10 protein-coding genes are annotated in these 14,087 nt (G+C 72.0%); 5 read left to right on the forward strand and 5 right to left on the reverse strand.

All coding sequences use genetic code 11. The features are described from left to right. Positions 1 to 62: 62 nt before the first annotated feature. From OO60_RS28015 to OO60_RS28030, 4 genes are all read left to right on the forward strand, one after another. Positions 63 to 1,478 (forward strand): M1 family metallopeptidase, encoded by a 1,416-nt coding sequence (locus OO60_RS28015; protein ID WP_004558643.1) that lies wholly within the window; start codon positions 63 to 65, stop codon positions 1,476 to 1,478. Between the two features lie 212 nt (positions 1,479 to 1,690). Continuing rightward, the gene (locus OO60_RS28020) at positions 1,691 to 3,982 is read left to right on the forward strand and encodes a glycosyl hydrolase family 95 catalytic domain-containing protein (RefSeq protein WP_033262443.1); all 2,292 of its coding nucleotides are present in this window, start codon (positions 1,691 to 1,693) and stop codon (positions 3,980 to 3,982) included. Positions 3,983 to 4,007: 25 nt separating this feature from the next. After that, entirely contained in the window at positions 4,008 to 6,281 is a 2,274-nt protein-coding gene (locus tag OO60_RS28025; RefSeq protein ID WP_033262444.1) for a glycosyl hydrolase family 95 catalytic domain-containing protein, read from the forward strand. Between the two features lie 79 nt (positions 6,282 to 6,360). Next, on the forward strand, positions 6,361 to 7,245 hold the full coding sequence (locus tag OO60_RS28030; RefSeq protein ID WP_004559983.1) for a peptidylprolyl isomerase: 885 nt from the start codon (positions 6,361 to 6,363) through the stop codon (positions 7,243 to 7,245). Positions 7,246 to 7,351: 106 nt separating this feature from the next. Here the strand turns inward: OO60_RS28030 and OO60_RS28035 are convergent, their stop codons facing one another. From OO60_RS28035 to OO60_RS28055, 5 genes are all read right to left on the reverse strand, one after another. After that, complete coding sequence (locus tag OO60_RS28035; protein ID WP_004559985.1) at positions 7,352 to 9,094, reverse strand: FAD-dependent oxidoreductase; 1,743 nt, start codon at positions 9,092 to 9,094, stop codon at positions 7,352 to 7,354. Further along, the gene (locus OO60_RS28040) at positions 9,091 to 10,833 is read right to left on the reverse strand and encodes a maleylacetate reductase and hydroxyquinol 1,2-dioxygenase domain-containing protein (RefSeq protein WP_033262445.1); all 1,743 of its coding nucleotides are present in this window, start codon (positions 10,831 to 10,833) and stop codon (positions 9,091 to 9,093) included. The genes OO60_RS28035 and OO60_RS28040 overlap by 4 nt, the downstream gene beginning before the upstream one ends. A 75-nt stretch (positions 10,834 to 10,908) precedes the next feature. Then, entirely contained in the window at positions 10,909 to 11,778 is an 870-nt protein-coding gene (locus tag OO60_RS28045) for a helix-turn-helix domain-containing protein (RefSeq protein WP_003063558.1), read from the reverse strand. 146 nt (positions 11,779 to 11,924) lie between these two features. Further along, positions 11,925 to 12,791, reverse strand: coding sequence for a PDR/VanB family oxidoreductase (locus tag OO60_RS28050; protein WP_003063556.1), 867 nt, complete (start codon positions 12,789 to 12,791; stop codon positions 11,925 to 11,927). Position 12,792: 1 nt separating this feature from the next. Then, positions 12,793 to 13,413: an MSMEG_1061 family FMN-dependent PPOX-type flavoprotein gene (locus tag OO60_RS28055; protein WP_003063554.1), complete on the reverse strand. Its 621-nt coding sequence runs from the start codon at positions 13,411 to 13,413 to the stop codon at positions 12,793 to 12,795. Positions 13,414 to 13,469: 56 nt separating this feature from the next. On the opposite strand from OO60_RS28055, the gene OO60_RS28060 reads away from it, so the two are divergent. Continuing rightward, on the forward strand, positions 13,470 to 14,087 hold the full coding sequence (locus OO60_RS28060) for a TetR/AcrR family transcriptional regulator (RefSeq protein ID WP_003063551.1): 618 nt from the start codon (positions 13,470 to 13,472) through the stop codon (positions 14,085 to 14,087).

Genomic DNA, 14,087 nt, shown 5'->3' on the forward strand with positions numbered 1-14,087 from the left:
CGCCGGACTCACCCGTCCGTGCGAGCCTGGTTCCAGCACGCACGAGGAAAGGTACGCGACGGGTGATTTCGAAGGCTCCGGCACCGGCTCCCGGCGCGGACACCTCGGGTGACCCCTACCTTCCCGCCCACGGCAACGGCGGCTACCGGACCCGGCACTACGACCTGACCCTCGATTACAAGGTCGCGCCCAACCGGCTGTCGGCGTCGGCGGTGATCACCGCGGAGGCGACGCAGGCGCTGTCCCGCGTCAGCTTCGACTTCGGCGAGTTCCGGATCAACCGCGTGCTGGTCGACGGGAAGGCCGCGAAGTACCTCAAGCGCGGCGCGAAGCTGCACGTCAAGCCGGCGAAGTCGATCCCGGCGGGTGCCGCGTTCACCGTCGAGGTGCACTACGTCGGCAACCCGCGCCCGGTGCGCAGCCGCTGGGGTGACGTCGGCTGGGACGAGCTGACCGACGGCGCACTGGTGGCGAGCCAGCCGGTCGGGGCGCCCTCGTGGTTCCCGTGCAACGACCACCCGGCGGACAAGGCGAGCTACCGGGTGAGCGTGACGACGGCGTCGCCGTACCTGGTCGCGGTCACCGGCACCCTGGTCGAGCGGGCGACGTCGGCGAGCACGACCCGCTGGGTCTTCGAGCGGCGCGAGCCGACGGCGACGTACCTGATGAGCGTGCAGATCGGCCGCTACGACGAGGTCGAGCTGACCGGCCGCGGCTGGTTCCCCCACACGGGGATCGGGCTGCGCCGGCTGAGCCTCGGCATCGGGCGCGCGACCGGCCAGGTGGAGTCGGTCTTCGAGACGGTGACGCAGCGGGCGGCCGTGCCCCCGCGGCTGCGGCGCGCGTTCGACCGCGACTTCGGGCGCCAGGGCCGGATGATGGAGTTCCTGCAGCGGCTGTTCGGCGCGTACCCGTTCGCCGAGTACGTCATCGTGGTGACCGACGACGACCTCGACGACCCCATCGAGGCCCAGGGCATGGCCATCTTCGGCGCCAACCACGTCGACGGCCGCCGCACCCACGAGCGGCTCGTGCTGCACGAGCTGGCCCACCAGTGGTTCGGCAACAGCCTGACGGTGGCGGACTGGCGCCACATCTGGCTGAACGAGGGCTTCGCGACGTACGCGGAGTGGCTGTGGTCGGAGGAGTCCGGCGGCCCGCCGGCCGCGGCGCTGGCGCGTGACTGGTACACGCGGATCAAGGTCAAGCCCGCGGACGTGCGGATCGCCGACCCGGGGGTGGCCCGGATGTTCGACGAGCGCGTCTACAAGCGTGGTGGGCTGACGCTGCACGCGCTGCGGGCGGAGCTCGGGGATCCGGCGTTCTTCGCGTTGCTGAAGTCTTGGGCTTCGGAGCACCGGCACGGCCTGGTCACGACGGAGGCGTTCGTGGCCGCGGCGGAGACGCACGCGGGCCGGTCGCTGAGCGCGTTCTTCACCCGCTGGCTGTTCACGCCGGCGCTGCCCCCACTTCCCTGAGCGCCCCCCGGCTGGTCGTGAGTGTTTAGGCGGGTTCTAACCCGCCTAAACACTCACGACCAGCTGCGGCAGCCTGCTTCAGGTGGATAGGTCGGATGTCTGTGCCGCTTTCCGGGTGAACTGCTCTGGTGTTTTGGGCACCTCTCTGCAAGTATGACCGGACGCCGCCGCATGATCTCGCCGAAACGTCGTATGAGTTCGGAGGATGCTTTATGGACTCTGTGTCCAGGCGGACGGTGCTCCGGTCGGCCTCGGTCCTCGCCGGGGCCGCTGCCTTCGGGGGCCTGTGGGCGCGCGCGGCGCCGCCCGCGCTCGCGAGCGCCGACCCGCACCGGGATGTCGCCGCCGATGCGCGGATGGTGTGGCGGCGGCTGCCGAAGAACTGGCAGGAAGGCCCGTTCCTCGCCAACGGCTACCTCGGCGCCCAGGTCTACGCCGGGAAAACGCCGGAAACCCTCAAGATCATGCTCAGCCACAGCCAGGTCCAGGACCAGCGCATCCAGTGGGAAGCCGGGATCGGGCTCTCGCGGCTGCCCATCGGCTACCTCACGCTCACCCTGGCCGGCGCCATCACCGCCGTCGACTGGACGCTCGACCTCTACAACGCCGAGCTCGGCGGCACCATCACCACCACACGAGGTTCGGTCGCCTTCTCCGCTGTCGTGCACAACGACCTGAGCGTGCTGCTCGTTTCGCTGACGCCGAGTGCGGGGGAGGCAAAGGCCGTGTGGGCGTTCCAGCCCCTCGAATCCGCGACCACCCGGACCGTCCGCAAGCCGCCCGAGTACGTCGCCAACCCCGCGCCCGAGCAGGCCGAGGGCTACTGCGCCCAGCCGATGCTCGCCGGCGGTGGGTACACCACGGCGTGGCAGGAACGCGCCATCGGCACGCGACGGCTGCTCGCCGCCACCGTCGCCTACAGCTTCCCGGGCACGACGCACACCGCGGACGCCCGGAACGCCGTCCGGAAAGCGCTTGCCGCGTGGCCGGACGCCTTGCTCGCCCGGCACCGCCGCTGGTGGAACGACTACCACCGGCGCAGCTTCGTTTCGGTGCCCGACAAGCAGGTGCAGCGGTTCTACTGGATCCAGCTCTACAAGATCGCCGCCGCCACCCGCGCGGACGGACCGGTCGTCTCCGAATGGGGACCGTGGTTCCCCGAGGTCGGCAACAGCTGGACCGCCGTCTGGTGGAACCTCAACGTCCAGGTCACCTACCCGATCGTCAACAGCACCAACCACCCCGAGCTCGACGCCGTCACCGAGACCTTCCGGCGCGACCACGCGAACCTGGAGGTGTCCGTCCCGCCTGCGTACCGCGACGGCGACACCTACGCCCTCTCACACCCCGGTGACTGGCGGTTGCGGCCCGGCGGCACGCGCTCGGTGGGCGTCCCGGGGACGACGTCCAAGACCGACCAGACCGGGAACCTGTTGTGGGGCCTGCACAACGTGTGGCTGGCCTACCGGCACCACATGGACCGGCGCGTGCTCCGCGATGTCCTGTACCCGACGCTGGCGAAGGCGCTGAACTTCTACCGCCACTTCCTGTTCACCGGCCCGGACGGGGCACTGCACCTGCCGCTGACCCGGTCGCCGGAGTACGCCGACGCACCCGACTGCACCTACGACCTGTCGCTGATCCGCTGGGCGGCCCGGACGCTCGCCGATTCGGCCCGGCTGCTGTGCCTGGACGAGCCGCGCGTGCCGATCTGGCGGGAGATCGCCGCGAAACTCGTGCCCTACCACGAAGATCCCGCCAACGGCGTGCTGATCGGCGACGGCGTTCCGCTGGCCGCGTCGCACCGGCACTTCTCGCACCTGCTGTGGCTGTACCCGCTGCGGGAGAGGGTCTGGGACACCCCGGGCGACCGCGACCTCATGACGCGCACCTTCGACCACTGGGCGGCCGACCAATCCGCCTGGCACGGCTACAGCTACGCGGCCGCGTCGTCGATGAAGTCGGTGATGGACGCGCCCGAGGAAGCGTTGCGGTACCTCAAGTTCTTCCTCGGCCGCAACGTCGTGGCCGACACCGAGTTGACCGCCAACACGATGTACCGCGAGGGCTCCAACTTCGCCATCGAGAGCCCGATCACCGCGGCCCAGTCCGTTGTGGACATGCTGATGCAGGGATCCGGTGGCGTGCTCAAGGTCTTCCCGTCGGTCTCCGCGACCTGGCGCGACGCCTCGATCGCCGGGTTGCGCGCGGAAGGCGCGTTCCTGGTGGACGCCTCCCGCCGCGACGGCAGGACCGAATTCGTCCGCGTGCACAGCGAAGCGGGGGAACCCCTGGTGCTCCAGCACGGCGTCGCCGGGGACGTCGACGTCCGCGACGAGCACGGCCGGCGCCTGCCGTGGCGCGCGGCCGGGCCGGGACGGATCGCGATCGGGCTGCGCCGCGGCGGCACCGCCGTCGTCACCCCGCGGGGCGGCCGGCCCGACTTCGCGCCGCGGGACGTCCCCGCGCTCGGGCCCGCGCCGGCGTGGGGCCTGCCGAGCTGAACCCGCTCCTCGACAAGGAGGTCGAATGGACATCACCCGCAGAACCGTGCTCGGCGGCGCGCTGGCCGGGCTGGCGGCCGGCGCGACCGGATTCACCCCGGCGCCGGCGGAACCGGGGAGCGACGACTTCGGCTGGGCCGGGTTCCTGGGCACCGCGGACCTGTACTGGCGGCGGCTGCCGAAGACCTGGTACGAGGGACCGTTCCTGGGCAACGGTTTCCTCGGCTCCGGCATCTACGCCGAGCCCGGGCGGAACGCGATCCGGTTCAACGTCCAGCACAGCCAGGTGCAGGACCACCGGCCGGAGTTCGGCTCGCTGTTCGGCCTGGCCCGGCTGCCGATCGGGTACTTCACGCTCGAGCCGGTCGGCGCGATCACCGCGATCGACTGGCGGATGGACCTGTGGAACGCCGAGCTGACCGGCACGATCACGACGGCCGCGGGCAGCCTGAGCCTGCGCGCGATCGTCCACACCGGACAGTCGTTGCTCGCCGTCGAAATCCGGCCGTCCGAAGGGGAGCGGGCGTTCAAGTGGGTGTTCCACCCGGCGGTGGCGGTCAGCCCGCGCGCCGATCCGGTGTGGAACAAGCCGCCACCGGCCGGGTACACCGCGAACCCGCCGGTGCAGCTGTCGGCGAGCGGTGACGCGCAGCTGGCCGTCCAGCCGCTGCTGGCCGGCGGTGAGCACGTGACGGCCTGGCGCGAGGTCACGCGCGGCGGCGCGCGCACGCTGTACACGTCGGTGGCCTGGTCCCACCCCGAAAAGACGTCGGTGGCACGGGCGCTGGGGACGGTCCGCCGCGCGCTCCCGTTCGCCGCGTCGGCCCAGGACCACCGGCGCTGGTGGCACGACTACTATCGGCAAAGCTTCCTGTCCATTCCGGACACCCGGCTGCAGAGCTTCTACTGGATCCAGCTGTACAAGGTCGCCTCGGCGGCCCGGCGCGAGGCGCCGGTGATGGCGACGTCCGGGCCGTGGCTGGAGAACACGCCGTGGCCGGCGACCTGGTGGAACCTCAACGTCCAGCTCGAGTACTGGCTGATCCACGGCTCGAACCACCTGGAGCTGGACGCGGTCAGCCACGCGCTGGACAAGTACCGCGCGAACCTGACCAGCCAGGTCGCCCAGCCCTACCAGGCCGATTCGGCCGGCATCCCGCGCACGACCGACATGACGCTGCTCAACGGCGTCTCGAACGCCACCAGCGGGTTCCCCGTCGGGATCCCGGGCCAGGACACGCCGACGCCGGAGGTCGGCAACCTGACCTGGGCGCTGCACAACGTGTGGCTGTCCTACCGGCACACGATGGACCGCGCGCTGCTGCGGGACACGCTGTTCCCGTTGCTGCGCAAGGCGATCAACTACTACCTGCACTTCCTCGCGCCGGGCGCGGACGGGAAGCTGCACCTGCCGCCGACGTTCTCGCCCGAGTACGGCGTCAACGCACCCGACTGCAACTACGACCTGTCCCTGATCCGGTGGGGCTGCAAGACGCTGCTGCAGACCGCGCCCGGCGATCCGCTGGTGCCGCGCTGGCGGGACGTGCTCGCGAACCTCGTCGACTACCCGGCCGACGTCAACGGCTACATGATCGGCGCCGGGGTGCCGTTCGCGAAGTCGCACCGGCACTATTCGCACCTGCTGCAGATCTACCCGCTCCACGACGTCACCTGGGAGCAGCCGGAGCACCGGGCGATCATCGAGACGTCGCTGAACCACTGGGTCGGCTTCGAAGGCGCCCTGCAGGGCTACACGTTCACCGGGGCGGCGTCGATCTCGGCGCAGATGCTGCGCGGCGACCAGGCCGCGTTCTACCTCGGCGAGCTGCAGCGGCGGTACATCCAGCCGAACACGATGTACAAGGAGTCCGGGCCGGTCATCGAGACGCCGTTGTCGGCGGCGAAGTCCCTGCAGGACATGCTCGTGCAGAGCTGGGGCGGGGTGGTCCGGCTGTTCCCGGCGGTGCCCGCGGCCTGGGGCGACGTCGCGCTGCGGGACTTCCGCACCGAAGGCGCGTTCCTGCTCAGCGCGTCCCGCGCCGGCGGGACGACGCGGTGGCTGAAGGTGCACAGCGAGGCCGGGTCGCCGTGCGTGCTGCGGCCGGGTATCGACGGCGACCTCGCGGTGACCGACGCGCGCGGCCGGGCGCGTCGCTGGCGGCGGCTGGCCAACGGGGACGTCCAGGTCGAACTCGGGTGCGGCGAGGACGCGTTCGTGTACCGGAAGGGGGACCGGCCGGACTTCGGCGTCCGGCCGGTGACGCCGGGCGGTCCGGGCGAGCCTTGGGGCCTGCCGTGAGCTGAGCCGGCTTCCCGGGTTCGCGCCCGGGAAGCCGGCTCGCACGGCAGTATGGTGCTCTCCGACGAGGGGAGCGTTGATGAGCGAGCCGGACGGCAGACCTGGCCAGTTCTCGCCGTGGCAGCCGCCCGTGCCGCCGAAGCCGTCGTCGACGACGACGATCGTGCTGGTCACCGGGTCGGTGGTGGTCGTCGTGGTGATGGCGCTGGCCTTCCTGGCCTGGGGCTACCCCGGGTTCCTGCGCGCGCCGCACACCGACGCCGGCGGCGCGTTCTGGGCACCGACGTCGTCGTCCTCGGCCTCGCCGTCGGTGGCGCCGGGCTCACCGGCCGCGATCCCGGGCGAGCGGGCCCCGATGCCGAAGCGGCCGAGACCGCTGGCCGACCCGGTGACGTGCGCGTTCACCCCCGACCCGGGCTCACCGGCCCCGAAGAAGGCCGCGCTGCCGCCGGACGGCCCGGCGCCGTCGACCGGGACGGCGCAAGTGCGGCTGGCGACGACCGCGGGCGACATCGGGCTGACGCTGGACCGCGCGCTGGCGCCGTGCACCGTGGTCAACTTCCTGAGCCTGGCCCGGCAAGGGTTCTACGACGGCACGTCGTGCCACCGGCTGTCGGTGATCACCGGGCTGCAGATGCTCCAGTGCGGCGACCCGGTCGGCGACGGCACCGGCGGCCCGGGCTACACGATCCGCGACGAGGTGTTCCCCCAGCTGACGTACGGCCGCGGCGTCCTCGCGATGGCGAAGACGACCGAGCCGGACTCCGGCGGCTCCCAGTTCTTCCTGGTCTTCGGCGACACGAACATCCCACCGGAGTACACGGTCTTCGGCAGCATCGACGACCCGGGCCTGGAAACCCTCGACACGATCGCCCGCGCCGGAATCGATCCGGCCAAACCGGGCATCGGCGACGGCAGCGGCCCCCCGAAAACCCCGGTGACCCTCACCCACGTCGTCACGTAACGGTCGGTTCGCGTACCCCGGGAGTCGGTTCGCGTATCTGGAGGGTCGGCTCGCGAACCGACCCTCCAGATACGCGAACCGACCGTCTGGGTACGCGAACCGACCCTTACGGGCGGGAGAGAAGGTGGTGGAGGGCCTTGAGGAGGGTTGCGGCGGGGGTGGGGGACGACGTGGGGTGGCGGAAGGCGATGTAGGCGTCGGGGCGGATGAGGAGGCAGCCGTCCTCGTCGATGGCGCTGAGGCGGGACCAGTCGCCGTAGGCGTCGCGGGCGCCGGGGTCGCCGATGCGGACCGTCCGCAGGTCCAGGCCCAGCTCGGCGCCGGCCTTGGCCGCCGCGTCGAGCCACGGCTTGCCGGTGAGGCCGGTCAGGAGCGTCCAGCGGCCGCCGGCCACGAGGTCCAAAGTGGACACGCGACGGCCGTGCGGGCCGACCAGCCAGGCGTGCGGCAGCTTCGCGCCCGGCTCGGTGCTCGGCCGGTGGAACAGTTCCGGATCGCGGCCGGGAGGAGCCGGGACGCCGTCGGGCAGCACCGCGCCGGACGCGTACCGCTGGTCCAGCTCGACGCCGTGCGCGTTGAACTCGTAGTGCTTGAGCTCGATCGCTTCCTCCAGCTCACGCCGTTTCCGCGCGCCCTCGGCCGTCGGCGCGAGGCACGTTTCGAGCCCGGCCGTGATGCCGTCGGCGTCGGTGTCGCCGGAGATGCCGAGCGCGGCGAAGATCGGCCCGAACTGGTCGCGGCTGAGGTTCGCCCGGTCGACGATCTGCTTGCCCACCGGCGCCCGTTCGGCCGTGTAGCTGTCCAGCAGGCCCTCGCCCGCTTCGCCGCGCAGCACCATCGCGAGCTTCCACGCCAGGTTGTAAGAGTCCTGAACGGACGTGTTCGACCCCAGCCCGTTCGACGGCGGGTGCCGGTGCACGGCGTCCCCGGCGCAGAACACCCGGCCGCTGCGGTACTCGGTCGCGTAGTTGTGGTTGACCGTCCACAGTGACGTCGAGGTGATCTCGACGTCCAGCGCGGGGTCGCCGACCAGGTCCCGCACCAGCCGCGTCGCTTCCTCGGCGTCCACCGGCGGTGGCGGCTGCGCGATGTCGTAACCCCAGGTCAGCAGCCATTCGTTCCACGGACGCACCATCCGCACCAGGCCCATCCCGATCCCGCCGAGGTGCGCGCCCGGCCGCATCACCCAGTACAGGACGCTCGGCCGGTGCGCCACGTACCGCGCGAGGTCGGCGGTGAACGTGATGTTCATGCTGCCCGCCTTACCGGTCTGCCCGGCGATCGGCAGCCCGGCCTGCTCGGCGACGCGGCTGCGCGCGCCATCGGCCCCGATGAGGTACTTGGCGCGCAGGGTGAACTCGTCGCCGCGCACCCGGTCGGAGAACCGGGCGGTGACCCCGGATTCGTCCTGGGTGAACGACAGGAATTCGGTGTCCAGCCGCAGTTTCGCGCCCCGCGCGGCGGCCTCGCTCACCAGGATCGGTTCGAGGTAGGTCTGCGGCAGGTCGATCATGTGGCACGGGCTCGCCGCGACGTACTCCGACGCCGACCGGTCGCCGGTGCCCCAGCTGGCGATCCGGCCGATCTCCGGCCCGGTCAGCGACGTGCACAGCACGGTGTCACCCATCAGCTCCGGCGGCGTCCCGACGGCGAGCGCCTTCTCCTCGACGCCGAGATCGCGCAGCACCTCCATGGTCCGCTGGTTGGTGATGTGGGCCCGGGGCGTGTTGGCCGTCCAGCCGTACTTGGTGGCCAGCACGGTGGGCACGCCGTAGGTGGCCAGCAGCAGCGCCGCGGACCCGCCGGCCGGGCCGCTGCCGACCACGATGACGTCGGTGTCGTAGGTCATGCGCTGCTCCCTGAGATCCGGAAGGTGAAGTCGAGTCCGCCGGTGAAGTCGACGATCAGGCCGTCCTTGACCCCGAAGACGGTGTCGGAGTCGAGGTATTCGCCGCCGGCCACGAACAGCTGCGTGATCAGCGTGCGGTAGCCGGGCTTGGCGATCATGAAGTGCACGTGCGGCGCGCGGTAGGGGTGCCGCCCGACGACGTCCAGCATTTGCCCGACCGGGCCGTCGGCGGGAATGGGGTACGCGCTCGGCACGATCGTCCGGAACCGCAGCCGCCCGTCGGCGTCGGTGCGGAAGCGGGCTCGCAGTACCGGACCGTCCACTTCGGGCAGCTGGACGTCGTAGAAGCCGTCCTCATTGGACTGCCAGACGTCGACGACCGCGGCCGCCACCGGCTCGTCGTCCGTGTCGACCACGCGGATGTCCACCGGCAGCGGGGTGCCGGGAAGCCCGGCGGCGAGGTCGGTGCCCTGCGGCGTTTCCGGCGGCCCGTCGACGTAGAACGGCCCGAGCACGGCCGACGGCGTCGTGTCCGGCGTCCGCGAGTTGGTCAGGACGTCGACGACGCTCGACAGTCCGAGGGTGTCCGACAGCAGGATGAACTCCTGCCGGGTCTCGGTGGTGATGTGCCCGGCGCGGGTCAGGAAGCCGATCGCGTACTCCCACTCGGCCTGGGTGAGGTCGGTGCGGATCGCGTAGCCGTGCAGCGTCTCGACCAGTTCAGATAGGAGGACGCGCACGCGGTCCGGCGCCCCGGCGAAGCTGTCGACGACCTGCTTCGTGAGCGCCTTCAGGCTCGGGCGCGTGGCCGGGCGGGTGCCGTGCAGTGCCTGACGCAGCAGGTCCGGCTCGCCCTCGATGTCGGCTTCGGTGAGGCCCAGCTCGGCCAGCGAATGCGGGATCGGCAGCGACGCGGCCAGGTCGAACACCTCGGCAGCGTCGTCGAGACCCTGGTGCGCCATGACGTACGGGAGGAGGACGGCGTGGGTTTCGGCGTGCGGCAGGCCGAACTTGCCGCCGAGGTGGTGGCACAGCTGGTGGTGCAGGCCCATCGTGGCGGCGTCGAGGCACGTCCCGGCCAGCCAGGCACCCCGCAGCAGGTCGGTGCGAGCGTCCACATCGGACGGATTCGCGGCGACGCGCGGGAGGGCGCTCATGATCACCCGCTTGGCCTCCGCGGCGAACAGGTCGGTCATCGGGGTGGCGTCCGGGGCGTAGGTCGCTTCCACCGCGTGCGCGAGGGCGTTGAGCCCACTGGCCGCCGACACGGACACCGGCAGGGTCAGCGTCAGCTCGACGTCGTACAGCACGGCCTCGGGCCGGACCTTCGCGGCCCGCTGGGTGGTCTTGCGGCCGTCGGCGGTCTGGCCGAGGACGGACGTCAGCTCGGAGCCCGCGTACGTCGTCGGGACGATCAGCTGCGGCAGGCCGGTGTGCAGGGCGATCGCCTTGGCCAGCCCGGTCGCCGAGCCGCCGCCGATCGCGACGACGCCGTCGACGTCGTGTTCGGCGGCCACCTTGAGCGCGCGTTCGGTGACGTCGACGGGTGTGTGCATCGCGGCGTCTTCGAACCGCGCGGCCAGCCGGGAGCCGAGCGCGGCCGCGGCCCGGTCGCCGTGCCGCGGGCTGCCGATCAGCAGCACCCGGCCGAGCCCGAGCCGGCCGGCCTCCGCACCGAGCGTGTCGAGCGAGCCGAAGACCACCCGGACGGGGTTCGCGGCGTAGCTGAACGAGGTCATGCGAGGCAGTATCCGGTGGGAAAAGGGCCCGGTCCTGCACGTTCGTGCTGCCCGGCGGCACGAAACGCGCGTGCTTCAGCCCGCTCGGCGCACTGCCGCGGGGGTGGTGCCGAGCTGGGCGCGCAGCACCCGCGTGAGGTGCTCCTGGTGGGAGAACCCGCAGCGGACGGCGATCTCGGCGATCGGGTCGTCGCCCGTGCGCAGCAGCAGCCCGGCCTGTTCGACGCGCAGCCGCAGCAGGTACCGGTGCGGCGGCAGGCCGGTGCGGGCCTTGAACCGGCGGGAGAACTGGCTGACGCTCAGCCCGGCGAGCGCGGCCAGGTCGGCCAGCGGCACCGGCTCGGCCAGCCGTTCGGCCATCAGGTCGCGGACCCGGGCGAACTGCCGGTCGGAGAGGCCGCGAGCCGGCTCGGCCTCGGGGACGTGCCCGGCGCGGTGGTGGCGCACGAGCTGGGCGGCGACGAGCGAGCCGAGCTGGTCGGCGTAGGTGCGGGCGGCGGGTTCCCAGTCGCGGACGACGCCGTCGAGGCCGAGGACGAGCTGTTCGAGCAGCGGATCGTGGCTGCCGAGCTCCTCGGCGAGCCGCACGGGTTCCCCGGCCGCCTCCTGGACGGCGTCGTCGTCGACGTAGACGTGCACTGTGTCGAGCTCGCCGCCGAGCTCCACCGACAGCTCCGCGTGCGACGGCTGCAGGAAGAGCCCGCCGGCGGGCATCCGCCGGCTCTGCTCCCGGGACGTTCCGACGCCGCGCCGGACGGTGACCGGGCCGTCGAGGTGCAGGATCAGCTGGTGGCTGCGAGCGGCGCCGAACTCGGCGCGGTAGGGGCGTTCCCGCTGGCGGGAGACGTAGACGCGGTCCCAGCCGAGGCCGGCGCTGGTCCGGTCCGGGCGGACCCAGGGCAGCGCGAGGATGCCGTTCGTGTCGGCCAGCCCGAGTTCGCCCACGCTGCCTCCTCGCCGTCGAGGCTGCTCGCGATGGTACCCGCCCTGCGCTGGGCGTCCGGCCGGTCGACGCGGGGGAGAGTCCGTTGCCGTGCACGCACCCGGCGGGCCGCCAAGGGTGATCATCCGCCGCGTCCGGGCCGGGATCGTCAGACGTCCAGCACGAGCCGCGGGGAGAGGGCCCGTGACACGCACGGGTACATCCGGCCCGCGGCGGCGCCGATGTCGTCGCGGTGCTCGGGCTCGCCCGCCAGCACGACCACCTCGCAGCTGCCGCACACGCCCTCGCGGCACGCCGACGGCACCGGGCGCCCGGCGTGGTTCAGCGCGTCCAGCAGCGTCTCGTCCGCCGGGACCTGGATCGTGCCGCCGGAGCGGGCGCACGCCACCTCGAACGGGGTGTCCGGCCCGAACGTGCGCCGGGTCGGCTCGAAGCGTTCGGTGTGCACCGCGGGGAACGCCGCCTCGGCCGCGTCCACCATCGACGCCGGTCCGCAGCAGTAGACCTCCGCGTTCGGGAACTCCCGCGCCAGCGCCGCGAGGTCCGGGCGGCCGAGCCGCACGCGTTCGCCGTACTCCGCAGCGAGTTCCGCGGCGAACGGACGGCCCGCGTAGGCCAGCGTCACCGCGGCACCGGCCGCGACGGCGGCCCGCAGCATCGGGATGATCGGCGTGATCCCGATCCCGCCCGCCACGAACAGGTACGCCGGCGCCGGCACCAGCGGGAAGTGGTTGCGGGGCAGCGAAACCGGCAGGGTCCGGCCCGGCTGCAGGAACAGGTGGACGTACTCGGAGCCGCCGCGGCTCAGCGGGTCGTGGCGGACCGCGATCCGGTAGGCCGAGAGGTCGCCGGGGTCGCCGCACAGCGAATACTGCCGCGTCAGCCAGTTCGGCAGCTCCAGGTCGATGTGCGCGCCCGGCTCCCACGGCGCCAGCGGGCCGTCGTCGCCGCGCAGGACCAGCGAGACGACGTCTTCGCTCACCCGCTCGATGCGCTCCAGGATCGTCTTCTGCACGTCAGTACAGCTTCCGGTAGCCGTCTTCGAGGAGCTGGTCGAGCAGCGCCGGGTCGAGGTGCATCTTCTCCGCGGCGATCTCGCCCGCCGACGGCAGTTCCGCCGCGAGCGCCTGGCTCGCCGGGTCCCACAGCCGCGACCGGATCAGCGCGCGGCCGCAGTGGAAGAAGACCTGCTCGACCTCGACGACGATGGCGAGCATCGGCGCCTTCGCCTCGGTGCGCATCCGGGCGAGCACGTCCGGGTCGTCGGTCACGTACGCGCTTCCGTTGACGCGCAGCGTTTCCCGCATGCCGGGGACGAAGAACAGCAGGCCGACGCCGTCGTTCTCGCCGATGTTGCGGAAGGAGTCGGCGAGCTTGTTGCCGGGCCGGTCGGGCAGGGCCAGGGTGCGCTCGTCGAGGACCTTGACGAAGCCGGGGTAGTCACCGCGGGGCGAGCAGTCGGCGCGGCCGGCCGCGTCCGCCGTCGCGAGGGTGAGGAAGGGCGAGTGCGCGATGAAGCGGCGGGTGTGGGGGTCGATGCGGTCGCCGACCTTGGCCGCGATCATCGCCTCGGGCTCGCCGACCCGCGCCCGCACCTCGGCCGCGGAGACGCGGCGCAGCGTGTTTGTGCTGGTCATGACACAATTATGAGCAAATACTCAGATCCTGACTACTCGCTTTCCCGGAGGGTTCCGTGTCTTCGGACCAGCGCCGCATCCAGCCACGTAAACAGCCGCGGCAGGTCCGCGCCGAGCTGACCCGGCAGCGGATCCTGACCGCGGCTGCTCACGTTTTCGCCGACCACGGCTACGCCGCGGGCACCACCAACCGCATCGCCGAGCGCGCCGGGATTTCGATCGGCTCGCTGTACCAGTACTTCCCGAACAAGGACGCGATCCTCGCCGAGCTGCTGACCCGGCACCTCGACGACGGCACGGCCGCGGCGGCGAAGGTCCTGACCGGCCCGCTGCCCGAGTCGATCGAAGAGATCTTCCGCGTCTTCGTCCGGCTCGCCGTCGAAGCCCACCTCGACGACCCCCACCTGCTGCGCATGCTGCTGGAGCAGGCCCCGCGGTCGAACGAGCTGCTGGAGCGGATCGGCCGGGTGAAGCGGGACATGGTCGGCCACACCCGCGACCTGCTGGAGGGCCACCCGGAGGTCCGCGTCGCCGACACCGCCACCGCGGCCCGCCTGGTCATCGCCACCGTCGAGCTCGGCGTGCACGACCTGCTGGCCGAGCCCGACCCGATCGACGCCCGGCGGCTGGAGGACGAGATGGTCGCGATGCTGACCCGGTACGTCAAGGGGTGA

It is taken from the genome of Amycolatopsis vancoresmycina (assembly GCF_000716785.1).
Classification (GTDB): domain Bacteria; phylum Actinomycetota; class Actinomycetes; order Mycobacteriales; family Pseudonocardiaceae; genus Amycolatopsis; species Amycolatopsis vancoresmycina.